The sequence below is a fragment of the Enterococcus sp. 125944 genome, assembly GCF_051909435.1.
Lineage (GTDB): Bacteria > Bacillota > Bacilli > Lactobacillales > Enterococcaceae > Enterococcus_D > Enterococcus_D gallinarum.
Genome location: NZ_JBQASY010000001.1, coordinates 414,322 through 438,513, shown reverse-complemented (window position 1 = coordinate 438,513; position 24,192 = coordinate 414,322). Strand labels below are relative to the sequence as shown.

Here is a 24,192-nt window from a genome sequence, read left to right as displayed (position 1 = left end):
GATAGCAAACTGAAGGAGTGATCAATTGAAGACAGATTTGACCAGACAAGCAGAGAAATGCTTATGGAACTATACAAATAAAATGGGTGTTTTCGGATGTTTTGAAGTCACTATCGGTTGGTACGGCAAAGAGCGAGTGGACTATATCACGTATTCAACAGATAACACGATTCGCTGTTATGAGATCAAAGTCACGCTAGCTGATTTGAAATCAAGGGCAAGTCAAACGTTTATCGGTGATTATAACTATCTCGTGGTAACTAACGAACTATGGGAAGTGATCCAAGCCAATCAAGATTTAGGTTGGAAATACTATTATGAGGGCATTTTGATTTTTGATGAACTCAGCCACAACATCGGCATAACAAGCGTTAAAAAAGCCAAAAAGCGAAATGTCACGATCGGAACAAGGGCGACTGTACTAGAAAGTATGGTTCGTTCGCTGAATAGAGAAGTCGGAAAACTATATAAATTGGCACCATTTTGGGAGTTGAAAGCCAATGAAAATTAATCACTATACAGTACTAGCTATTGTATCAATACTGCTGACAATCGCAGGTCTAAGTTGGCTATCCTATACAATAGTGGACCAACAGAAGCAGATTGAGCAGTTACAAGAACAGCTGCAGCATGAGCAGATGAAGTACAAGATTATTATCAACGATCCGTTAGTGCGAGATGCGATGGAAGCAGGGGGATGAAAATGGCATCGGATGAAACTAACCAAAGGTTGCTTACTTGGTCCCGCGGATCAATTGAAGAAATAGTAAACAGTATATCGAATGCTTTTAGGCTATTCGGTGCATCAATGGATGAAGCTGTTCTAAATATTCAAATCAAACAATCAAGAGATCCAAGGGTCAAGAAATATCATCAAATTTATCGTAGGACAAAGAAATCAAGAATCAAGAGAAAGCAACTGAAGAAAATCAAATCTATCTTATAAACGGAGGATAATCAATGAATTTACCGAAGAAATCAAATCATGTTCGTGAAGTTAAAATGATGGAAGTTATTCATGTGGTTTCGTTTGAAGGTGAGGGAACCAAAGAAAATCCAGCAAGGTTGATCAATGAATATTACTCCAAAGAAGGTGCCTTGCTAGCAACGAAAGATGAATGGCTAGAGCGGGAAATTGAGAAGGCACAAAAATGACAGAAGCGGTTTTGATATTTGTAGCGGTAATAGCGGCAGTAGTTGCAAGCGTGATATTCGGTAAGGAAGACAATGAGGAGGGCAAGTGATTGGATTTGAAAGCTGCTGGCTCGTATGCTTATGATTTCTCTCACGGAATGCTGCTAGAATACGTATGGCAGCGACTGATCGAGAGTGAATTTGGAACAAGAAAAAAATACAGCGAAGAAGAAATTGAAGAGTTCGTCAGAGATTATATGGAGGTCGAGTAAATGTGTGAGTACTGTAAACCCGATCCAAGGAGTAGGGAAACTTTGTATAGATCTGATTATCTGTGGTCAGGACGTACCGACTGTGTGGAAGTTGGAGTGAATGGCAATACAATGCATGTTACAGCTGAAGTTGATAATGCGGGTTACACAGCAGAGTTTGAGATTACCTTTTGTCCTATGTGTGGGGCAAAATTAACCGAGGAGGGCAAGTGATTGGAGAAATGGCGTGTTGAACGAGTCAAGGCAGTGTTGAAAGATTACCGAGATACGGATAAGTACGTCAGGAAGCTTGAAGAAGAGATACGTGTTCCGTATCGGGAAGAGGATATAAATGGAGATATCAAGGGGTCCAGAAGTGACAGTGATACAATGTTTGGTACATTGTGGACCATTGAAACAGACAAGCAGATCCGGCGTTTGAAACGCAATAAGCAGATTGTGGAAGAGCTTCTCGATGAGTGCGGCAGTGACACTGAGACGATCATACGAGAGTTGTATATCAAACGATTTCCGCAATATACAATGCAAGGTTTAGTTGATAATCTAGTTATCAAGTGCGGTAGGAATAAAGCATTCACTTTAAGAGACAAATTCTTTGAAGAATTGGATAGAAGCCTTGATATTTAAACGATTTTCAAACTTTCGAGGTCTAAAAACGTGGTAAATTAGTATTATCAGATATCGCCCACAAGCACAACGGCATTCAACCTCCTTTTGATACGTAAAAATTATTCTGTGGGCGATAGTCACTGTGGCGGAAGTAGAAGACGCTTGATTGTATCAATATTGTTAGGGGCGATCAACAAAGGAACTAGCCAATCTTTTGTGGTATTGATACGTGAGTGGGGCAGTGCCACTCCAGTGACATTGAGATTGAACAAAAGCACGTGGCAATCAGCTCTTGAGTTATCCCAAGGCTTTTGTCGGATAAACAATCTCAAAACACGGGACTTAGATCCCAGAAAAAAAGCGCGCAGAGGGTAGCTCCCTCAAGTTGGTGGATATGGTTGTACGGAGGACCGGAAGAACCGGCAACGTCACAGGTTCGAATCCTGTGTCACCAATAGGGTTTATAGTTATCCCGTTAAAACTTGGTGTTTCGCTACCTTGATGCGAACGAACAGAGAAAGCAACCGAGGATTGTGGCATAGTGGGATATGGTGGCTCGAGATCGCGAGCGTGTAGGTTGCTTTAAATTTAAGTCAATACTCTCATTCCCTTGTGGCAGACGTGTATCTGATATGAGAGTTTTATTAGTCACTCATTGCGAGTGGCTTTTTATTTTGCAGAAAAGCGAGGTGGCAGACATTACTAAGTGGACGGAACAGCAGGTCAAACGATTGTCGGAGTTGGCAAATGAAGGACTAACAAATATAGAGATAGCGCCTATGCTGTCAGAGGAGTTCGGAGAAGAGTTCTCGTGGCCAAGTGTTAGAAGTAAACGTACCAGGTTGGGTTTGCCACCGAGCGAAAAGAATATGCGTGTTAAGCAACCGAGTGACCATTCAATCAAAGTAAATGAGCGTCATAATCCTGATGGAACAATCTCTCAAGCCGAGTTTGAAGTAAAGATGGCATTCTATCAGAAACGAAGTAAGACGCCAAAAGATATTCTTCTTTATAAGGGATATGATCCAGATAAGTGGGAGATATCTCAAGTAACTACTAACGAGTGGACCACAACAACTGCTGATATTCAGAAATGGAATCAGCAGTTGAAGTTTGTGGTGAAGCCGAAAACGAACACTAGTATTAAGGATTTGGCAACAAAGCTATTACAATCTGTTGAACCAGCCTTTGTTAAACCAACTATAAAAGGGGAGTGCAATCTAGTCATACCTTTGGCTGATTTGCACTTCCCTATTTTGTCGGAACGAAAGTTTGAAACCTATCTATCCGATGTATTAGCAATCATAAATAAAGGCTATAAGATAATCGTCATAGAAGTGTTGGGGGACATCTTTCACTCAAACGCTATGAAGTCAAGTCAAACGATCAAAGGCACCCAACTTGAAGATGTGGATATGGTCGAAGCAATTGAGTTGGCTAAAACATTCTTCATTACGCTGATCGATGAATCATTAAGAAAAAGCTCAGAAGTGCGGATTGAATTTGCCAGTGGTAATCACAGTGACTTTGAGTATTTGTTCTTAATGTACTTAGAGACACTCTATCCACAGGTATTGGTAAACAAACACAACCTACCAAGAATCGCATATCAGCTAGACAATGTAGGCATTATGCTCACTCATGGACACTTCGGTAAGAAGGGCGATTACCCTATGTTATTCGCTACCGAGTTTCGAGACGTATGGAGCAAGAGTAGTTGGCTTGAGATTCACCAAGGGCATTATCACTCAATGGAAGCTCAAAACCTTAAAGGTGTTATTCACCGACAGCTAGGAACAATAAAGCCTAACGATCAGTATGAGTCGGAGAATGGTTACACGATGAACTACAAGAGTACACAGGCCTTTGAGTATTCAGCAGACAAGCTTAAAGTAATCTATGAGTTGGGGTGACTGATATGCATTACTATTATATCCAACTGTCAGTAGGAATACTAAGGCATAAGAACATCCGACAAGCGGAGTTGAAACCTAAACATGCACTGCTTGAATGCTATCAGCAGTTTAGTGACGAATATATCGATCGGCATAGGTTGATATACATTGGGCATGGTTGGAAGAGCGATCTGCATATTGTGGAGAGATTAAGGAGGTATGGAATGTGAAACTAAACTGTAACCTAAATTGTGATGATATTAAATGAATCGCTATGCAAGACCAAGAGATGACATTGATAAGCTTTATAAAACTACTAGGTGGAGGAAGCTAAGAAATACGATCATCCAACGTGACTTTGGGTTATGCCAAGAGTGTAAGAGACGTAAGAGATACACAAAAGGTACAGTGGTCCATCACGTTGTAGAAGCAAGGGAAGATATTACACTCTTCTGGTGTGAGAACAACTTAGAGTTAGTGTGCGATGCTTGCCATAACCGAGAACACCCAGAACGAAGTGGAGGAAAGGCTAAAGCAAAGATTAAAAGCAATGTGGTTAAATTCTTTGCAAATAATGAAAGATGACTAGAAATCTTGATAAATCAACAATAGCCCCCCTACTGTCGAAAGTTTTTAGGAGGGCCAGGGAAGAACGGTGCAGTCCTTCCTTCGCAAAATTACCGCTTTTCAAGTTTTTGTGTACAAGGGGAGGGAACGAAATGATGGGAAGCAAAAGAATCGACATTACTATAAAGCCAAAATTGTTCTATAAATTTATGATTTTTAAAATTCAGTTTCAATATTTATTTAACTCAGATATCGCAGATCAAACTATTCAATGGATGTTAGGCGATATTGAAGCGCATACAGACAAGTATTTCAAAATTATTCAAGAATAAAAAGTAAAAGTGTTGAAAGAAGGTGATAAGATGCCACAACCAGCAAAAAGCGCAAAATTACAATTGTTAAACGGTAATCCAAACAAAAAGAATACCAAGGATTTAAAAAAGCGCGCTGAAGCGGAAGAGAAGCTTCAAATGCGCACTGATAAAATAAAGGCTCCTAACTGGTTAGATAATACAGCAGTTAGGGCCTTTAAATTTTTGTCAGAAGAATTGCTCCATATTGAATTGATCACCAATGGAGACGTTTATCCCTTAGCGATGTATTGCTATTGGTACTCAGAACATATGAAACTCCAAGCACAAGCAAGTTTAGTTCAGGCTGAGAATCCTGAGTCTATCGGTAATCCTTTGATTAAGCAACTTGATACTTGTTCAAAAAATATGCGTTCTTTTGGTAGTGACTTAGGACTATCACCTTCTGCAAGAGCAAAACTAGCAATAAAAATGGCTCAAGATGAAGATGATGACGATGACTTCTAAAAAAATACTTGAAATGTCGTACACGGAACGCGTTTCTTGGTGGACTGATTACTTGAGCGAGCAGTCCTCGTGGGGCGCTTATCTCGTGCAACCTTATCCAGAATTATTAACAACATGGTATGCGGAAAGGTTAGTTGACAGGAGCATTCCAGCTAGTAAAGAGAATATTCAAGCAGCAAAAAGACACTTGAGGGATTTGGAGCGTCAAGGAACTAGTGATTTCCCATGGATATTTGATGAAGAAAGAGGACATAGACCAATTCGATACATCGAAAAGAAATGCAAGCCGACAGAAGGCGATTTTGATAGTTTCGTCCTTCAACCTTGGCAACACTTTATCATAGGGAATATGTACGGATGGGTACATAAAGATACTGGTGAGAGACGTTTCCGAGAAGCGCTAATATTTGTAGGACGTAAAAATGGGAAAACCTCTCTGATTTCTGGTTTATCAACTTATATGGTTGGTTACGATGGAGAACAAGGAGCAAATGTTTATGTATTAGCCAATGCTAGAGATCAAGCTAGTTTGCTATTTGATAAGGCAGCAGAGATGGTTAAACAGTCGCCAGCTTTGATGAAAAAGTTTGGAAAACCCAAACGAGCTTCTATTAATTATGAACCGGCATTTTCCAAAATGGAGCCACGGGCATCCGATAGTAGGAAGTTAGACGGTTTAAATACTCACTTTGGCATTTTTGATGAAATACATGAGTTTACAAATTATAAGTTAATTAATGTAATAAAAAAATCGAGAGGGACTCGAAAACAACCTTTGATCGTTTATATAACAACTGCTGGATATATTTTAGAAGGCCCGTTGATGTCTTATTATGAGCAAGGTTTAGATTGTTTGGAACATCTAGAAGATGATCTTGACGAACGGACATTTTACTATATTGCTAAATTAGATGCACCAGAAGAAGCTTCTGATCCTAGAAATTGGATTAAAGCGAACCCAAACATTTGCTTAATGAATTTCGTCGGCATGGTGGATGACTTTATAAAAGATAAAAAAGACCCAAAAGAATACGCAGACTGGATAACCAAACAGTTTAATCTTTTTTCTGACATTGACGAATTGTCTTTTGTTGATATGCCAACAATAAAAAAGAATAACAAAATAATAGATCTTGAATCGCTAAAAGGAAAACAATGCGTTGGCGGATTTGATTTATCAGAAACCGAAGACTTTACCTCTGCGGTGCTAGAATTTCCGCTTTATAATGGAGAGGTTTTTGTTTTACAGCATACGTGGATTCCTCAAGCAAGATACGAGCGCGATCAAAACAAAGAGCGAATAAATACTTGGGAAAAACAAGGTGATTTAACTATCATTCCTGGCGATTATGTTAACTACGAATATGTGCTTGAATGGTTTGTAGAAAAGTCTAAATCATTTGACATAATTCAGATTAATTATGATAGAGCCAAAGCTTTAAGGCTAAATAAAGAACTTATTAGCTTTGGATTTGTTACCGAGGAGACGAGGCAAGGATTTTTAACATTAGGTGGCCCCATGCAAAACTTTAAAGAAATGTTACTGGATGGAAAAGTTATTTTTAATAACTCAAAACTTTATTCGTGGTATCTATCTAATGTGAAATTAGTTAAAGATAGGAATTCCAATTATTTACCTTCAAAACAAAATAAAAATCGGAAAATTGATGGTTTTGCTGCTACTTTAAACAGTCATACGAAAGTGATTGATTTGCTTGTGAAGCCTCAAGGTAATGCAAATGTTGGTTTTATATCTGTTAGAGACATGTTGAAGCGATGAAGGGAGGTGGAACGGTGAATACATTTCAAAAGGTAGTAAATAAATTGATTCCTGGTTTTGTAAGACAATCGATTATCAATGATTATTCAACTAAGAGCGATTTTACAAAATGGTTCGGGCGAACCTTTTTTGGAATTGAAAATGGAACACTTGAAACAAATGAAAATATCTTCTCTATTGTTTCAAGGCTATCTAATACATTATCAAGTCTACCATTTAAAAAGTACAAAAACTATGATCAGCAATTTGATGAACAAATGGATAAACTTGTTTATTATCCAAACCCTAATCAAACTTTAGATATGGTAATAAATGTTTTAGAAGTTAGCAGGAACACTAACGGAAATGGATATGCATTGATTTTCAGAGATATTCGGGGACAATTTGATAAATTAGTTCCTTTCAATCCAAATTATGTGGAGCCAGTAATTGAACAACAATCAAAGGAACTGTGGTACCAAGTAAATAGTGATGGTAAAACCTTCTATTTGCATAATTCTGACGTTATACATGTAAGACATATTGCTGGAAATGGAAATTGGAAGGGGATAAGCCCGATTGCAGTTTTGAAGAACTCAAATGAGTTCGATAAAGCAGTTAGGCAGTTTTCTTTAAAAGAAATGCAGTCTTTGAGAGATTCTTTCATATTGACTTATTCGGCGAACGTAGATCATGAGAAAAGGGCAGCGGTAGTCGAAGATTTCAAGCGATTCTATGAAGAAAATGGTGGAGTGCTATTTCAAGAACCTGGTGTTGAAATCAAGGAAATGGCAAGAAGTTTTGTCGCAGGAGATATGGAGATATCTGAGAATATCACAAGAGATAGAATAGCAAATGTCTATAACGTACCTGGAGTATTCCTGAATAAATCGAGCGATAGTTTTTCTTCGAACGAGCAGCTAATGCAACTGTTTGTTAATATGACTCTCTCCCCAATTGTTAAACAGTATGAACGAGAGTTTAATAAGAAGATTTTAACTTCAAAAGAGCGTATTAATGGAATCTATTTTAAATTCAATCTCAATGCTCTTTTAAGAGGTGATTCAACTGCACGACAGGCATTCTATCATGGAGCAATTAGAGACGGCTGGATGGCCCAAGATGAGGTCAGGATGCTTGAAGAGTTACCACCAAAGGGTGGCAAAGCTTCTGAATTATGGATATCCGGCGATATGTATCCATTGGAAATGGATCCTACACTACGAAAATCAAATAAAAGCAATCAAGACGTAACTGAAAAAAGTTAGGTCTTTTTATTTTGCCTTGAAGGGAGGTGGAAAAGTGAAAAAGTTTTGGGAAGTAAAGCAGTCAGCCAATACAAAAGAGGCTGACATCTCGATTTATGGAGAAATCGTCTCATATAAATGGAATGACACCGATACGACAGCGGCTAGTTTCCAAAAAGATTTAAAGGCGTTAGGTGATATTGAGCAGATTAATTTACATGTAAATTCCCCTGGTGGGTCTGTTTTCGAAGGAATTGCAATTGGAAACATTCTGAAACAACACAAAGCAACGGTCGTAGCGCATGTAGATGCTTTGGCTGCCTCAATTGCAAGTGTGATAGTCGCTAGTGCTGACAAGGTAGTAATGCCTGAGAATAGCATGTTAATGATTCATAACCCTTGGACCTACAGCGTAGGCAATGCTAAAGCGTTACGCAAACAAGCAGATGACTTAGACAAAATCGCAGAGTCTTCAGTAATCACTTACTTATCTAAAGGCGGCGACAAGCTAAGCGAAGCAAAGATCAAGCAAATCATGGATGAGGAAACATGGCTATCAGCAGTTGAAGCTTTAGAAATTGGGCTGTGTGACGAAGTTACAGAAACAGTACAAATTGCTGCTTGTGTCAGCAAGGAATTATTTCAAAAGTATAACAACGTTCCTAAAGAGTTTGAGTCAACGACTCAATCGCTAAACGAAGAAAAAGCTAGACAAAAAATGATCGAAGAAGCAAAACAAAACAACGCCTTGATTGGCGCAATTATAGGAGGACTTTAATAAATGAAAACAATTTTCGAATTAAAACAAGATATGGCTACAATTGGTAACCAAATTCAAAAAACAAATGACGATATTACTCAAAAAGCTGCTGATCCGAAAACATCTATGGATGAATTGAATCAATTGAATCAAACAAAGGGAGATTTACAGCAACGATTTGAAATTATCAAAAATCAGCATGACCAATTAGAAGCCGAGCAGAAAGCTAGCTTAGCAAAAGGGAGCTTCTCAGACTCAACCGATCCGAAACAAAAAGTAATTGATGCTAAAGCTGAATTAATCCGCAAGACAATGGCAAAAGAAGCAGTGCCGACTGATGTATACCAAGTATTAGGTGACGACAGTACAGGTGGAGGTAAGTTCTTGCCTAAAACTGTTGCAAATGATGTTATCTCTGATCCTGTGGTTAAAAATCAGCTACGCGGTTTGTCAACTATTACAAGCATTCCAAATTTAGAGATTCCAAAAGTAACTTTCACGCTCGATGACGATGACTTTATTGAGGACGAAGAAACAGCTAAAGAACTTAAAGCAACAGGGGACACAGTTTCGTTTACACGCAATAAATTCAAAGTATTTACAGGTATTTCTGAAACTATTCTTTTGGGAACAAATACTAATCTTGTTACTACTGTAGAAGCTAATTTGCAATCTGGAGTGGCAGCTAAAGAACGAAAAGTAGCCTTCGCAACAACGCCAAAAACTGGTGAAGAACATATGAGCTTTTATGATACGACTGTCGTTAACATTAAAAAAATCGAAGCGGCTGACATGTATAAAGCTATCAAAGGAGCAGTTGCAGATTTGCATGAAGACTACCGAGAAAATGCAAAAATTGTTATGCGTTATGCTGACTATCTTGAAATTATTGAAACGTTAGCGAATGGAAATGCTACATTATACACTGCACAACCAGAGCAAATTTTAGGTAAACCGGTTGTATTCAGTGATGCAGCAGTGACTCCAGTCATTGGTGACTTTTCATATTCTCATTTCAACTATGATATCAATGTGTTATACGAACAGGACAAAGACGTTAAGACTGGTATCAATTTGTTTGTTGTAACGGCATGGTTTGACCATCGTATCAAACTAGCATCTGCGTTCCGTCTGGCTGCAGTGTCAAAATAACAGCCCCTGAAGTTCTATCGGTCGATCCTACCACTGATGGAGCTGTTATAGAGCTTCAATAAGGGGGCTCATAGTATGTTAGATCCCAAAAAAGATTTAGAAGAAATCAAAGCTGCAATGAAAATTGATACGGATGATGACGACAAAGAAGTGATTAGAGCATTTACAACAGCAATCGGAACAATTAAGGGGGCGCTCGGAAGAGACAAGCCCTCTTTCTATGTTCGAGAAAACGAGATTGTGGAATTGCTTAACACTGCTGCCATAATGCTTGCTGACCATTATTACAAAGCTAGATCGGCAACGATTGAATCAAGTAATATGAATGGCACCTTGCGAGAATTCGATTTGGGATATACAAGCTTGATTTCATTATTAAAAGCGGAATATAAGGTGTTTAAGGAAGGTGATCCTATTGGCGGTTAGTCGTACAGGAAAACTTACTAAACGCGCGCAGTTTTTGAAACAAGATGGTTTTAAAACAGGACCTAATGGGACAAAAATACCGAATTACGTTCAGGTGATGAGGCCTTGGTTTGGATACAAACAGAAATATCTAACCGAAGTTAAAAGTGAAGATACTTCATATAAAAACACTGTTAACATTGTGATTCGGCAAAAGCAAAAACAAACAGTCACTCCCGATATGATAGTTAGTATAAAGGGAGTTCAATATAACATTGTTGACATCAATCCAGATGTTGAAAACGAGGATTTCATGCTTTTAATACTAAAGGCGGTGGAATGATGAGTGTAACAATCGATCTTGGCGACTTAGAAAGAAACGTCGCACAAACCATTGCCGATGTGGAAGGCAAGATCCGTCGCAAGGCAGGAAAATCGGCAGGCTTCAAACTTGGAGAAGCTTTAGAAGCGAATACTCCAGTTGATGCATCAACTGGAAAGATCTTACTTGAAGAGACAGTAACAGTAGGCGCGGTTCAAGATAATGGTGATGTTGATGTTGGATATGGTCGAGGTGCTTACTTCCGTGCTCACGTTGTAAATATGGGTTCTGAATTCCAAAGTGGACAGCATTTTATCGAAAAAACTGCTGATACCGAAGCAGAAACTGTAATGCAAGAGTATATGGAACAATTAAAAGGAGGATTAGGATTATGACGCCAGTTGCGGAAGTAGCGGTAAATATATTGCCGAAAATATTTCCGGAGATTGATTCGAATCTTTTCTTTCCCTATACAGTACCTGAAAAATACCAAAGCTTAGATCAAGTACCATATTTCAAGATTGAAAATGTAGGAGAAACAAACGGATCTCACGGATCAGACAAATACCATTCAAGAAGCTATCGCATTCAGGTAATGGCTTTTATTGATCTAGGGAAAACAGATATTGAAGAACTGAACGACAAATTAGATCGAGGGATGGAAGAAGCGGATTTCTTTCAAATATATGGGGAAGATAGACCGCATTCAGAAAACGAAAATATACACGTACTGATTAGACAGTACACTCATACAAGGAGGAAATAAAATGACATTAGTAGGTTTCAAAAGAGCGACAATTCAAATCTTGGATGAAAGTTTAAATCCAGTTCCTACAAAAAAATATGTAATTGAAGGAAAGACAAATGAAGGTGCGACAAGTGCTTTCGAAATTACAGGCCTCTCTCCAGAAGCAGTCAAAGCATACGGATCAGATATCCCTTATTTTATCATTCAAGAGGGAACTGGTGAGGTTGCTGCTACCTTTAGCGCTCTAGACTTGCCCTTTGAGGTTGAAAACGAAGTATTAGGGCGCACAAAGGCAACAAATGGCGTTTATCATGCTGGAGAGAAAACAAAACCGCCTTATTGTGCAGTTCTGTTTGAATCATCAACGTTACGTGGTGAAAAGATGGGAACAGGATTATATGCTGGAAAATTTGGACGTGAATCTATCACTGCGAATACAAAAGAAGGGACAAATCCGACACCTGAAGCGGATCAGTTTACGTTTGCGCCAGTTCCGAAAAAAATTGATGACACAAATGAGACTGTAGGCTTTGCAGTTGGAGACGAGTCGTTTGCTGCTTTAGTCACTGAACTGTTCGGAGAAACTTCGGGGGAGTAGCAGTCCCCGTAATTGGAGAAATATCGCCAACAACTGACGGGGCAGTTATCAATTTATCATAAGAAAGGAAATTAATATGGTAGAGACATTTAGAATTTATAAAGGTGATTCAATTGTAAAAGAAGGTCCTTCACCTTTAACAATTACTGGAGAAGAAGCAAATAAAAGCGTAGTTGCCGGTGAGTACAAAGCGACACGTGTTGTAGGAGATAGCGAATCTGTGAAAGTGGATATTCCTTCTTTTAAAACACTACCGATTCCAGTTGCAAGTGTAAGCTTAGATAAGTCGACCGCAGATGTTGCGGTTGGAGGGTCAGTTAAGTTGACACCGACTGTATTACCCGAAAACGCAAGTGATAAAACTGGATCATGGTCCAGTTCTGATACTGCTGTAGCAACAGTGAGTGGTGGAACAGTCACAGTTAAAGCTGATGCAACAGTTGGTGCGACTACTGATGTTACTTTTACTACAAAAGATGGTGCAAAAACAGCTACATGCACAATTACTGTTATTGAAGGTTAGTCATTTGACTAGCCTTTTTTGATTTATTTTAGGAGGAAAGAACATGACAGAAATTAAACTATCTCTTCGTATGAAAGATGGCAAAACCAAGACCTTTACTCAAGACTTCGTACCATTCAAAAAAAGGCTTGATTACGTTCGAGAAGAAACGGAATTGGTGGAGAGAACTGATAAAGATGGAAAGCCATTACCTGCTACACCTGAAGAATTGACAGAATTTAGAGCAAATTTTGTAGCAGGTCTTTTTGACGATAAACAAGTAACTGGTAATGCAATTTTAAATGGCATTGACGTGGAAGACCCTGTAATCATGGATATCATTTTATATCGTGTTCTAGGTTTGCGAAAAGAAGAAATCTCTGAGGAGAACGACGAAAAAAAGGAAGTGTAAAGGGAAGCGAGCTTTATTCTTCTCTTATTAATTTTATGAAGCAAACAATCATAGCTTTCCCAGGCTGGAATATTAATACGATTCTAGAAACTGACGTTCGCTACTTAGACGAAATTATGTTCTCGGATGTTGAAAGCCCCGAAGCAGTGAATATACAAAGAGAAGTTGTTTCGATGGAAGATTGGTTCAAAGAAATAAATAAGTGAAGAAAGGAGGTAAATAAGTGGTACAAAATGGCAAGCCTTTAGGTCAAATGCTGATAACGCTAGGGTTAGATACTACGGCATTTTCAAGTAGTCTAACAGGAGCGACTCGAGCAACAAAAACTGCAGCAAAAGAAATGCAAGCAGGGCTAAAAATAGTCGATTCTGGCGGAAAGAAAATCGATACATTAGCTTTCAAACAGCAAGCATTAAACAAGGTTATTGAAGCACAAAAGAATGAGTTGGGATACCTAAAACAGGCTTATGATAAAACTCTGGATTCTCAAGGAAATGCTACTTCGACAACTGCTAAAGCAGCTCAAAAATATAACGATGCTCAAGCTAAACTAGCTGGCTACGAGCAGCAATTAAAATCTACTGTTGGCCAATTAGCTCGTCTTGATATTGAAATGAATGGAGTTACTGGATGGCTTAACAAACAGGGCGATGCTTTCATCAAACAAGGCGAGAAAATCCAAAAGTTTGGCAGTGTGGTATCTAGTGTAGGATCATCATTAACAACAGGAATTACTCTTCCATTAGTTGCTGGAGCAACAGCAGTTACAAAAGCAGCTATTGATTGGGAGTCTGCTTTCGCTGGTGTCAAGAAAACTTCTGACGAAGTTGTGGACAGTAACGGAAATGTAGTGTATTCATACGATGATTTAGAGAGCAGTTTGAGAGATTTAGCTAAGCAACTACCTTCAACGCACTCAGAAATAGCCTCTGTAGCAGAGGCTGCAGGACAATTAGGCATTCAAACGCAAAATGTTTCGGCATTTACTAAAGTAATGATCGATTTAGGTGAGTCAACAAACATGAGCGCTGAAACAGCTGCTACTGAGTTGGCTCGTTTTGCTAACATAACACAAATGTCACAAGATAAATTTAGCAATCTTGGTTCAGCTATTGTAGATTTGGGAAATAACTTTGCAACGACCGAATCAGAAATATCCGAAATGGCATTACGTTTAGCTGGAGCAGGACACCAAGTAGGAATGAGTGAAGGGGACATTTTAGGTTTTGCTGCTGCGTTAAGTTCGGTTGGTGTTGAAGCAGAAGCTGGTGGATCTGCCTTTTCTAAAGTCATGGTTCAAATGCAACTGGCTGTTGAAAAAGGGACCGGAGCCTTTGAAGAGTTAAAGGGACATGCTGAGGATCAAGGTGTGTCATGGGAACGATTGGTTTCTGCTGTTCGAAACGGTGGCAAGGAACTAACTGGTGTTTCTAAAGAAATGGGCTTCACTTCGTCTGAATTGAAGAAGATGTACAAAGAAGCTGATAAATCAAAAACCTCATTGGAGCAGTTTGCTGATGTAGCTGGACTAACTGGCGAGCAATTTTCAAAAATGTTCAAAGATGATCCAAGCACGGCAATCATGAAATTTGTTGAAGGTCTTGGTAAAGCTGAAGAAAACGGAACATCTGCTATTAAAGTCTTAGATGACATGGATATCAAAGAAGTTCGATTGCGAGATAGCTTGTTAAGAGCTGCTAATGCTAGTGGTGTTTTCTCTGGTGCAGTTGAGATGGGTAATAAAGCATTTGGCGAAAATACGGCTCTTGCTGAAGAAGCAGGCAAAAGGTATGAAACAACAGAATCCAAATTGAAGATGTTGAAAAATGAAGTAGTAGATGCAGCTATTGAATTTGGGGGTCCACTTGTTGATGCATTAAGAGATGGTCTTGAAGCTTCTAAGCCTTTGATTAAAAGTCTGGGTAATCTAGCAAAGTCTTTCAGCTCTTTAGATAAAGAGCAACAAAGAAACATTATCAAATGGGGACTAATAGCTGCCGCAGCTGGTCCAACTCTCAAACTACTTGGGAGTGGTATTTCCATAGTTGGATCTGTCACTAAAGGTGTTGGAAAACTTTCAAAGGGTATTGTCAAACTTGCAGCTGATGCAGCTGAAAAGAAAGCGTTGGGTGGCCTAGCAACTTCAATTTCGGGTGTTGGAACAGCCGCAACAACAGCAGTTGGTGCTGGAACAGCCGGTGCAACAACTGGAGGAATTGCCGGTATGGGCACAGCAATTGCAGGTTTGGCTGGACCAGTCGCCATAGGTATTGCTGCATTAGGTGCAGTTGCTGGAGCAGTTTATCTTGGTAAAAAAGCATATGACGAACACCAACTTGCAGGAGCTAAGTGGGGAACTAAAGTAACCGAAGAACAAGATAAAGTGATTACTAAGTCCTATGAATTACGGGAAAAAGCAGTCAAGTACATTGATGAATATGCAGATGGAGTTAAAGGATCGGCTGATAAAGCTATTAAAGCAAATAACGCAATTATTGACTCTATACAAGCAACTATTGACAAAGAGTATGAACGAAAAATGAAAAATGCTGAGGATGTTGATAACCAAGGCATTCAAGATAGTTTAAAGCAACAAGCTGAAAATGATAAAAAATATGGTGAGCAGTTAGCGGATCAAGCAAAAAAAAGAGTTGACCGTATCAACAAAATTTTATCTGATGCAAGTAAAAATAGCCGAAAACTATCTGATCAGGAACGAGCATATATAGAAGCAAACTATAATCAGTTATCAGATAAGCAGCTAAAACTTGCTGGCTTTACATCTGAACAACGAATTGCAATTGAATCTGCGTATCAAGACAAATTAAGCAAGCTTACTGACAGACAACTTGAGGAACGAGCAAATAGTGTTGGAAAAGCTTTAAATACAGAACAAGAGAAGTATGAACAGAATAGAAAAGCGATTATCGAAGGCACTAAGGATAATGTACAAAGACAAAAAGCTTTGCTTGAAGAATTGGATAAGGAACATAAAAATAGTTCTGAATCTATGATATTAGGTTTAGCAAAACTACGGTTGGAACAAGGCTACAGTTTGGAACAAATGTCATCTGTTTGGCAACAGTATGGATGGACCGTTGATGAAGTCGCTGATTTAGTGAATTCCAGTGTCGATGATACAACTAAAAATCTTGATATGTTAGCTAAAGGCACCGAAGAAGCCGATATTCAGTGGAATCAGATGGCTCTCGATCCGAAAACTGGCGAAGTCAGAACAAACATGGCTGATGTATTGAAAGATATGGCTTCAACAGATGAAGGATGGCAACAGCTAAAATTTATTGCTAAAAATGCTGATATTAGCACAAATGCAAAAGAAGAAATTGCTATTGCCATGGGAGAATCTGGTAAATGGAACAATCTTTATCTTACTGATAAAAAGCTTCTTGTGGGCAATGATGAAGCAATGCTCAACTTATATGACACAATAGAAGAGATGGAATTATGGAATGCCTATAATTCCGATAGGAAAACTTTAGGTGTAGATAATGCAGATGCTCTTTACAAGTTGCTTGATACTAAAGGGAAACTGTCTGATTGGAATGCTTTACCTCCAGAAGTTAAAACCCTAATTGCTGATAACCCAGCAAAGCTGACGGTTGAGCAGACTCAGTCTGCATTAGAGAAGTACAACAAAATAAGTCCCGAATTGAAGAAGTTGTTTGGCGATAATACAAGTGTTGTCAATAATATCAATACAGCGCAATCCAAAATCAGAAACTACAATGAAACTAGTGTTGGAGCGAAACATTTACACGCTACAGCGGATTATTCAGAGGTTGAAAGAGCTAGAGCAGCAATAGCAGAAGTATATAGTAAAAATGTCGTTATTGATGTTGAATATCGTGGTAGAAGAACTGGGCAACAAGCAATTCCGAATGCTAAAGGAACAAATTACCATCCGGGCGGAGATATGATCGTAAACGACCAAGTCGGTCCGCTATATAAAGAGCTAGTTCAATTCCCTGGTCAAGAACCATTTATTCCTCAAGGTAGAAATGTCTATATTCCAAATGCACCGGTAGGAACTAAGGTTGCTAAAGCTAGTGTTACAAAAACGATTCTAAGTCGTTTGAAAATACCGAAATATGCTGATGGCGTCGGTGTTCCGGAAAACTCATCGATGGTAAGAAATTTAAGAAGTATGGCTTCTCCTAAGGAAACTAGCTCTATTAATATACGCACACAAGATTATTCTAAACATTTTGAGATGTTAATCGATATAATGTCTAACTTTAGCGAAGATTTGAGAAATATGAAAGTAATACTCGATGGAAGAAATGTTACAAAATCAGTTGAAACAAGACAAATAAACCAGCAAATAAAAAATGATATAAAAGCAGGGAGGAGAACGAGATGATTAGTGATCTAGAGATTAAATTAAATGATTTTAGTTTGTCAGATTACTTTGATTTAACTGATGAGCCAGATCGTGGTCTCTTCCCTGAAGTGCAACACGAATTAGTTCAAATGGCACAATCAAACGGATCAAGTATCGTCAATAAAAGATTGGGACACAGAATTATTACATTACCTTTATTTGCTTTAAGTGGCAATTTTAGACAAACAAAAGACGACCTTGCCAATATACTGTTTAAAAATGGAAAACAAAAACTTTGGTTTTCGGATGAACCTGACCGTTATTGGTTTGTTGAACTTACAGGTGAATCAAGTTGGAAGCGATCGCTCGAAAATAAAGGAGAAGCATTCGGGGAGTTGAAATTTCTCTGTGATGATGGTTTAGCGTATGCAACTGAGTCGAGATCATTCCCGTTTTCCAACTCGAATGACGGAATATTGACTACAATCAAAAATAATGGAACTTTTAACACAACTGTAGATTTCAATGTGAACTTTTTGTCAGATGCTAATTCAATTGCGTTTGTGTCTGGTGAAAAAGTGTTGCAGTTGGGATCTGCAGAGGCACCTGATTCTAGCGGAGAAGTACCCAAAACAGAGCTTGTTTTAAAAGATCAGATGACTAGTTCCACTAGCGCTCAATGGAACATTAATCAAGCTAGAATTCGTCGTAATGAAAGTGCAGGGGATCATACTTCAAAACGGATGGGAAGTTTAAAGTATGATTCAACTGGTACATGGGTCAATAGTACAGGCAGTGTTACTGATGAAGACAAGTTTTGGCATGGCCCATCAATAAGTCGAGATATTATTGAAATGGAAAACTGGGAAGTTTGGAGCGCAGTTACCTTTAAATCTACAGGGGGAGGAAAATCGGAAGCTGCTCAAGAAGGTTTAATGGAAATTAATGTACTGGATGAGGATAACAACTTCTTAATGGGGTTGCAATTGATGGATGGATATCCTTCTCTCGATAAAGTTAGTTGGACATTCTTCATTGGAGACAACGTAGTTGATTGGGGTTATTTTCCAAGCAGTGTAATGAAATCTGGGGGTGGATTTTACGGACAAGTTATCTTCAAAAAAGTAGACAACAAATTTAGTTTTAAAATTGCACGAGTGTCAAACAACAAGGAGACCTGGAGAGTAACTAGAGAAACTGTAAACAACACAATTGCTACGCTCTCAGCTAAGCGAGTGTCATATTATATGGCCACCTACGGAAAGCAACCTGCTTATAATATGGGGGTTAGTTTCTGCCAAATCAAAAAGATTAATTCTTTAGACCCGTTAAATGTGCCTTTAACGTTTTACGAAGGCGACTATCTGCAGGTTATTGATAACAAGATTTACTTGAATAGTGTTTTATCTGGAGACTATAGGGTTGTCGGCAGTAGCAATGTATTTACGGTGGATGCTAGTTCAACAACACCAATCTATTGCATGACAGATGGAGATGTGACTGCTACTGCAGAAATTAGGGAGCGATTCGTATGATATTACACTTTTTGGACAAACAAATGAATCATATAGAAACAGTGGACACTTCCTATCAGATGGATACAATTATTTCTGAGCTTTTTATTGAAAAAGAATTAGTTAATGGTACTGCTATTCATACTGCGAGCTTTGATATTTATAAAACGAGTGATCTTAGTGAGAAGTTAAATCTTGGAAAATTTTTAATCATTGATGACTTAAAAATTTTAATGGTCATCATGGCAGAATCAGAAGAAACTGAATATGTTAGACCAGTGACTTGTTATGATTTAGGTGTGTCACTTAGAAACGGTAGTGCAGTAATGATTGATTCAAGAGATGCACAATATATTGATTATTATGTCAATCGAGAAATTGCTCAGACGGACTGGGAGATAGGTAGAAATGAGCTTGGAACAGATATTAAGAAGATAGGAAACTTTTCTGAAGAATCACCACTTTCTCGTTTGCAATCGATATGTGAGTTATTTAACTGCGAGATGTCCTTTAGATATGAGTTTTCAAATCTAAAAGTGACAAAAAAATACATTGATATCTCGTATAGCATCGGTGTCGATCGATCAAATGATATTCATTATTCTGGAGAAGATGTAGTTTCAATTAGTAAATCATCAGATATCTATAATTTCTTTTCAGCGATTAGAGACCAAAATCAGGGATTCAATGACTTGGTACTAGACGATGGTAGATTTTTTACTATGAAAGGTGAGTCAATTATTTATGATCGCCAATCAAATACAGAATATGGGTATTCTAATACATCTAAAGACGTGTTTACTAGTTATACATTTGGTAATTTTTCTTCAAGTGATGAATTGAGTCCACAAGAAAGATATAACCAGGGATTGGATTTATTAAAAGCAAGCAACAGTCCGACCTTAGAAGTTACGGTAAACCATCTTTTTGAGATGGGTGATTTAGATGTTGGAGATACAGTCATCTATATTGACGAAGAATTCAAACCAGCATTAAGGGTAAAAGCAAGGGTCAAAAAGATTACTATGAATGATGATCAAACAAAAAATGAGGTGGAATTAAGCAACTATGAACTTCTGCAAAGTCAGATTTCATCTGATGTCATTGCCCTTCAACAACAACTTGCACCGCCAAAAGATATCTATCTAGTTAAGATATCGTCAGATAGTCCAACATCGATTAAAGATAATGTAGGAAGCATTACACTTACAGCGACGGTCTATCACAATGGTAGAGATATTACATCTAAAGTGAATAAGGATACTTTTGTATGGACGAAGCAAAATGAACAAGGCATTCACGACGAGCAGTGGGAAGCGAATGCTAAGGGAAGTCAAGTTGTCATTCCCAAAAATAGTATCTCAGAAAAAACAGATATCATAAAATGCCAAGCTGTTGTATTCGAAACACCTGGTGTACAAGCAATCTACTTTATAAATGGGTTAAAGTCAGTCACTAACGATGTTTTGCGGTATATCAATAAGGAAATGATTGTAAGTGCATTTATCACTGATATACATTTCGCAACTGACACAGCTATCCGTGATGATTTATCAAATTATGGTATTTCTCATCGACATGTAGATAATGTGGTTGCTTTTAGTAAAAATATTGCTCTAGATTATATTGTTGGTGGAGGAGACTTGATTGACGGTAGCACTTACAATAAAACATTAGCTAAGAGAGACTTAACAAATATTGTATCAAGAATGGGAAACGCAGATTGTCCTTATTTTTCGATTATTGGAAACCATGAATTTAATTCATGGGGAGATGGAAGATCAGGTGGGATTCTTAAAAAAGTGAATGCTTATCAAATGAAAGACCCAAGCAGCACCTTGTTTGTTGGAAAGTTAAAAAATGTTCTAACGATGAGTGAGTTATATCAGGCAATGATTCGTCCATCAACAATATTCTCAATAAATGATAGTGGAAAAGGCTATTACTATTATGATGTTCCTGATAAGAATTTTCGTGCGATATTTCTTAACTCAAGCGATATTCCGTTAACCCTCGATGTGGATGGATATGCAAAGTACAACCCTATTGGTGTTTCTGGTTATCGCCAAGAACAAATTGACTGGTTGAAAAATGTTTTATTAAATACACCAACATCAATGACAGTTGGCGTGTACCAGCATTTTCCATTCGGAAGAAGATATGATGCAAACGATAATAGTTATCCATATAATTATGAAATGATTGATGGTTTGTTATCGGCTTTTAAAACTGGAGGCAGTTTTACTAGAACCTATTCAGATAATGTAGATTTTCAAGCAAGTGTTTCCGTCAATTTTAATGGGCGAAAGGGAACAGTTGCTTTTTTGATGCACGGACACACTCATAAAGATCGAATTTCGCTTGGAGAAGATGGTATCCATAATGTGTCGACTGGATGTTCAGTTAGTCGACCAAAACACGATATGCTAGATCGTTCAATCGGAACATTGAGTGAAGATTTATGGGATGTTGTAGCTGTTGATACAAAGAATAGAAAAGTAAAAATGTTTCGGTTTGGTAGTGGAGAGGATCGAGAGTTCTCGTATTAAGGAGGGAATATTTTGGCTATAGTTGAAGATCAAATTAGTTTCGCACGTGTAGAAGATGGCGAAGATGGAAGAGGAATCAAAGGGACACCTGTCTCAACTTATGCACAATCAACAAGTGGTACGACTCCGCCAACTACATGGTCAGATACTAGACCAAATGTGCCAGCTGGACAGTATCTTTGGACAAGAGTTGTCACAACATATACAGACGACACAACATCAGAAACCCAGACACCTACATTAATGGGAAAAGAAGGAACACCCGGCCTAGGTATTAAATCTAAGTCTATTAGCTATGCAATCGGTACAAGCGGAAACACACCACCAACTAGCGGTTGGCAAGAGTCGATTCCTAATGTATCAGCAAATCAATATCTTTGGACAAAAACTACACTTGTTTATACTGATGACTCAAAAACAGAGTCCTATTCAGTTGGGAAGATGGGGGCTAATGGCGCAGATGCCAAACTTCTTTATTTAACTGCATCAGCAGAGAATATGGTATTTAATGCTGACGATACACCAAAAACAACACAGACGATCAATATAACAGCAAAGCTCCAAAACGTTACTGGAACAGCGACGTTCGCTGCTATTCCCTATATCGGCAATACAGCACAAGCTGCTATTACGTTAGGCGGAAGTGGAAATACAAGAACCTTAACAAGTGCACAATGGACGAACAAAAACTGGACCTTAATTGCCATCACTGCCACTTTAGATAATCTAAGCGATACGTTAAGTATTGTAAAAGTAAAGGATGGAAAAGAAGGCGAGGATGGGCAAGATGCTCATATCTATCAAGCATACTCATGGAGTCAAGAAGGTACTGATCGATTTACGACAACATACCCGAATGAAAATCTTTTCTCTGGTGATGTTGCGGTTCAAACATATTCAAGTGTTTCTTCAAATAATGCATCGACGTATCCAATAACAAAAGAAATAAGAACAGAATCCAATTTTTATTTTTCTAGAATAAGGCGCTCAAATCCAACGCAAAATCCAAAAGTGTTTTCGATTTTTAATGGAATTAACTTGCCAGAAGATTTTGCTGCAAAATTAGCCGGAAAAAAAGTCACACTTAGTTTGTTAGCTAGAGGTACTTCGAATGTCAAAATGAATTTAATGGCTAGATGCGTTTCAGCCACAGGGACTTCTGCTTTGCCAGGAGATTATCAAGTTGTCAATATCGGTACTGGTTGGACTGTAGTAAGTCTAATAGTTAACAGCTTTCCTACTGATGTTCAAACCCTAAGATTTATTCCGTATTCAATTATCGATCCGATTCCAGATCTTTCTCAATTCTTTTTAGATCTTTCTAGATGGAAAATTGAATTCGGAGATGGCACTATTTACACTCCGGCTCCTAGCGACGACTTTATCAATGCATATCCTTCATATGTAGGAACTTACACAACATTTGACGATGTCCAATCAACAAATCCTGCTGATTATACCTGGCAACGATTCATGGGGAATCAGGGGAAAGATGGCGAGGATGGGATAAGTATTATAGGCGTTGAAGTACAGTATGCTCAAACTACAACATCTACTGAACCCACTTCGGGCTGGTCTTATACACGTCCTACACCTATACCTGGTCAATATTTATGGACAAGAACACGAAATAAATTTTCTGATGGTACATTTGGTTCGTGGGCAACATTTCCGACTATGATTGGCAGAGATGCAATCGTTGTTTCAGAAACCGCACCTGCCAATCCATCAATCGGCACGCTGTGGCAAAAGCCTAGCGATCCAAACGTACAAAAATGGAACGGTACGAAATGGGAGAATTGGGGAATCGCTCCAGAAAATATTGTAGCGGATAATCTGGTGGTTAAAGATGGTAGGTTTGAAAAACTTGTAGGGGCTGAATTAGAAAGTGGTACGATTACCAATTCTTTTGATTTTTGGGATGGGAGTTTAGTACCGAATACTAGTGCTCAGATGTGGCGAAGAGGAAAAACCACTATAAAAAATGCGGAAGTCACTACTCTTTGGGAAGACTACAACAAAAGCACGGGGGCAAAAGTCAAAGAAGGTGGCGTTATACATGATTCTGATGGAACATCTGTATACATTAATGATCCATCTAACTTCAATCAAACAGCTTCGTATAGGTCCTCAGGGATTCTTTTGAGGGATTCTCGTGTTCCTAGCAATGTATCAGGTTCTTTCCTGTCTTATAATGATTTGTTGATTTATCCTGCTACTCCAATTCCAGCTGCTTCCGGGTGGTCAGCATATGCAACTTCCGGAGCTAACCAGCCGATGGCAGTTAGATATGGAAGAAGTGTTAGATTAACCGGTGCGTTCAAGAATAATACAACTTTGCCGAATACTAACGAAACTTACAAGATAGGTACCCTCCCTGTAGGTCTACGACCTTCAACTCAAGAAAAGTGGTTGGCAAAAGGCGCGGGAACAACGATATTCCAAATAACCGTCGATACAAATGGGGATATACTTGTCAATTATCGTCTCGGTTGGACAGGCAGTACATTTGGTTATCTTACAAACAATTCTGGAGACATTTTCAATATAGCGGGTGGTTTTGCTGCAGCTGATATATAGGAGGAAT

25 protein-coding genes and 1 tRNA gene are annotated in these 24,192 nt (G+C 38.5%); all 26 read left to right on the top strand.

Going from position 1 to position 24,192, the window contains the following annotated elements; translation table 11 throughout:
• Positions 1-25: 25 nt before the first annotated feature.
• Entirely contained in the window at positions 26-511 is a 486-nt protein-coding gene (locus ACTFWY_RS02105; RefSeq protein WP_439927232.1) for a hypothetical protein, read from the top strand.
• The gene (locus ACTFWY_RS02100) at positions 501-701 is read left to right on the top strand and encodes a hypothetical protein (protein WP_439927234.1); all 201 of its coding nucleotides are present in this window, start codon (positions 501-503) and stop codon (positions 699-701) included. The genes ACTFWY_RS02105 and ACTFWY_RS02100 overlap by 11 nt, the downstream gene beginning before the upstream one ends.
• Before the next feature lie 2 nt (positions 702-703).
• On the top strand, positions 704-946 hold the full coding sequence (locus tag ACTFWY_RS02095) for a hypothetical protein (RefSeq protein WP_439927235.1): 243 nt from the start codon (positions 704-706) through the stop codon (positions 944-946).
• A gap of 14 nt (positions 947-960) precedes the next feature.
• Positions 961-1,155: a hypothetical protein gene (locus ACTFWY_RS02090; RefSeq protein WP_439927237.1), complete on the top strand. Its 195-nt coding sequence runs from the start codon at positions 961-963 to the stop codon at positions 1,153-1,155.
• An 89-nt stretch (positions 1,156-1,244) separates the two neighbouring features.
• A complete protein-coding gene (locus ACTFWY_RS02085; RefSeq protein WP_175496514.1) occupies positions 1,245-1,406 on the top strand; it encodes a hypothetical protein in 162 nt (53 codons plus the stop codon).
• A 213-nt stretch (positions 1,407-1,619) separates the two neighbouring features.
• Positions 1,620-2,033, top strand: coding sequence for an integrase (locus tag ACTFWY_RS02080; RefSeq protein WP_242387605.1), 414 nt, complete (start codon positions 1,620-1,622; stop codon positions 2,031-2,033).
• Between the two features lie 351 nt (positions 2,034-2,384).
• Positions 2,385-2,469, top strand: a tRNA-Ser gene (locus tag ACTFWY_RS02075).
• Between the two features lie 415 nt (positions 2,470-2,884).
• Positions 2,885-3,928: a helix-turn-helix domain-containing protein gene (locus ACTFWY_RS02070; protein WP_439927238.1), complete on the top strand. Its 1,044-nt coding sequence runs from the start codon at positions 2,885-2,887 to the stop codon at positions 3,926-3,928.
• A gap of 246 nt (positions 3,929-4,174) precedes the next feature.
• Positions 4,175-4,495, top strand: a complete 321-nt coding sequence (locus ACTFWY_RS02065) for an HNH endonuclease (RefSeq protein WP_439927239.1) — start codon at positions 4,175-4,177, stop codon at positions 4,493-4,495.
• Between the two features lie 134 nt (positions 4,496-4,629).
• Positions 4,630-4,809: a hypothetical protein gene (locus tag ACTFWY_RS02060; RefSeq protein WP_123836416.1), complete on the top strand. Its 180-nt coding sequence runs from the start codon at positions 4,630-4,632 to the stop codon at positions 4,807-4,809.
• 30 nt (positions 4,810-4,839) lie between these two features.
• Positions 4,840-5,295, top strand: coding sequence for a phage terminase small subunit P27 family (locus tag ACTFWY_RS02055; RefSeq protein WP_123836417.1), 456 nt, complete (start codon positions 4,840-4,842; stop codon positions 5,293-5,295).
• Positions 5,285-7,075 (top strand): terminase large subunit, encoded by a 1,791-nt coding sequence (locus tag ACTFWY_RS02050; protein WP_123836428.1) that lies wholly within the window; start codon positions 5,285-5,287, stop codon positions 7,073-7,075. The genes ACTFWY_RS02055 and ACTFWY_RS02050 overlap by 11 nt, the downstream gene beginning before the upstream one ends.
• A 14-nt stretch (positions 7,076-7,089) precedes the next feature.
• Positions 7,090-8,322, top strand: coding sequence for a phage portal protein (locus ACTFWY_RS02045; RefSeq protein WP_123836418.1), 1,233 nt, complete (start codon positions 7,090-7,092; stop codon positions 8,320-8,322).
• 34 nt (positions 8,323-8,356) lie between these two features.
• Positions 8,357-9,079 carry a head maturation protease, ClpP-related gene (locus tag ACTFWY_RS02040; protein ID WP_123836419.1) on the top strand — a complete coding sequence of 241 codons (723 nt, stop codon included), beginning with the start codon at positions 8,357-8,359 and terminating at the stop codon, positions 9,077-9,079.
• A 3-nt stretch (positions 9,080-9,082) separates the two neighbouring features.
• Positions 9,083-10,213, top strand: a complete 1,131-nt coding sequence (locus tag ACTFWY_RS02035) for a phage major capsid protein (protein WP_123836420.1) — start codon at positions 9,083-9,085, stop codon at positions 10,211-10,213.
• Positions 10,214-10,288: 75 nt separating this feature from the next.
• The gene (locus ACTFWY_RS02030; RefSeq protein ID WP_123836421.1) at positions 10,289-10,639 is read left to right on the top strand and encodes a head-tail connector protein; all 351 of its coding nucleotides are present in this window, start codon (positions 10,289-10,291) and stop codon (positions 10,637-10,639) included.
• Positions 10,629-10,961 carry a phage head closure protein gene (locus ACTFWY_RS02025; RefSeq protein WP_185079692.1) on the top strand — a complete coding sequence of 111 codons (333 nt, stop codon included), beginning with the start codon at positions 10,629-10,631 and terminating at the stop codon, positions 10,959-10,961. The genes ACTFWY_RS02030 and ACTFWY_RS02025 overlap by 11 nt, the downstream gene beginning before the upstream one ends.
• On the top strand, positions 10,961-11,335 hold the full coding sequence (locus ACTFWY_RS02020; RefSeq protein ID WP_185079693.1) for an HK97-gp10 family putative phage morphogenesis protein: 375 nt from the start codon (positions 10,961-10,963) through the stop codon (positions 11,333-11,335). The genes ACTFWY_RS02025 and ACTFWY_RS02020 overlap by 1 nt, the downstream gene beginning before the upstream one ends.
• On the top strand, positions 11,332-11,706 hold the full coding sequence (locus ACTFWY_RS02015; protein ID WP_123836424.1) for a hypothetical protein: 375 nt from the start codon (positions 11,332-11,334) through the stop codon (positions 11,704-11,706). The genes ACTFWY_RS02020 and ACTFWY_RS02015 overlap by 4 nt, the downstream gene beginning before the upstream one ends.
• Position 11,707: 1 nt before the next feature.
• A complete protein-coding gene (locus tag ACTFWY_RS02010; RefSeq protein ID WP_439927243.1) occupies positions 11,708-12,286 on the top strand; it encodes a major tail protein in 579 nt (192 codons plus the stop codon).
• 76 nt (positions 12,287-12,362) lie between these two features.
• Positions 12,363-12,809, top strand: coding sequence for an Ig-like domain-containing protein (locus ACTFWY_RS02005; protein ID WP_123836425.1), 447 nt, complete (start codon positions 12,363-12,365; stop codon positions 12,807-12,809).
• Between the two features lie 43 nt (positions 12,810-12,852).
• Complete coding sequence (gpG, locus tag ACTFWY_RS02000) at positions 12,853-13,200, top strand: phage tail assembly chaperone G (protein WP_123836426.1); 348 nt, start codon at positions 12,853-12,855, stop codon at positions 13,198-13,200.
• Between the two features lie 223 nt (positions 13,201-13,423).
• Entirely contained in the window at positions 13,424-17,581 is a 4,158-nt protein-coding gene (locus ACTFWY_RS01995) for a phage tail tape measure protein (protein WP_439939942.1), read from the top strand.
• Positions 17,578-19,077 carry a distal tail protein Dit gene (locus tag ACTFWY_RS01990; RefSeq protein WP_439927244.1) on the top strand — a complete coding sequence of 500 codons (1,500 nt, stop codon included), beginning with the start codon at positions 17,578-17,580 and terminating at the stop codon, positions 19,075-19,077. The genes ACTFWY_RS01995 and ACTFWY_RS01990 overlap by 4 nt, the downstream gene beginning before the upstream one ends.
• The gene (locus ACTFWY_RS01985; RefSeq protein ID WP_439927245.1) at positions 19,074-21,605 is read left to right on the top strand and encodes a metallophosphoesterase; all 2,532 of its coding nucleotides are present in this window, start codon (positions 19,074-19,076) and stop codon (positions 21,603-21,605) included. The genes ACTFWY_RS01990 and ACTFWY_RS01985 overlap by 4 nt, the downstream gene beginning before the upstream one ends.
• A 12-nt stretch (positions 21,606-21,617) precedes the next feature.
• On the top strand, positions 21,618-24,185 hold the full coding sequence (locus ACTFWY_RS01980) for a hypothetical protein (protein WP_439927246.1): 2,568 nt from the start codon (positions 21,618-21,620) through the stop codon (positions 24,183-24,185).
• The last annotated feature ends 7 nt before the right edge of the window (positions 24,186-24,192 follow it).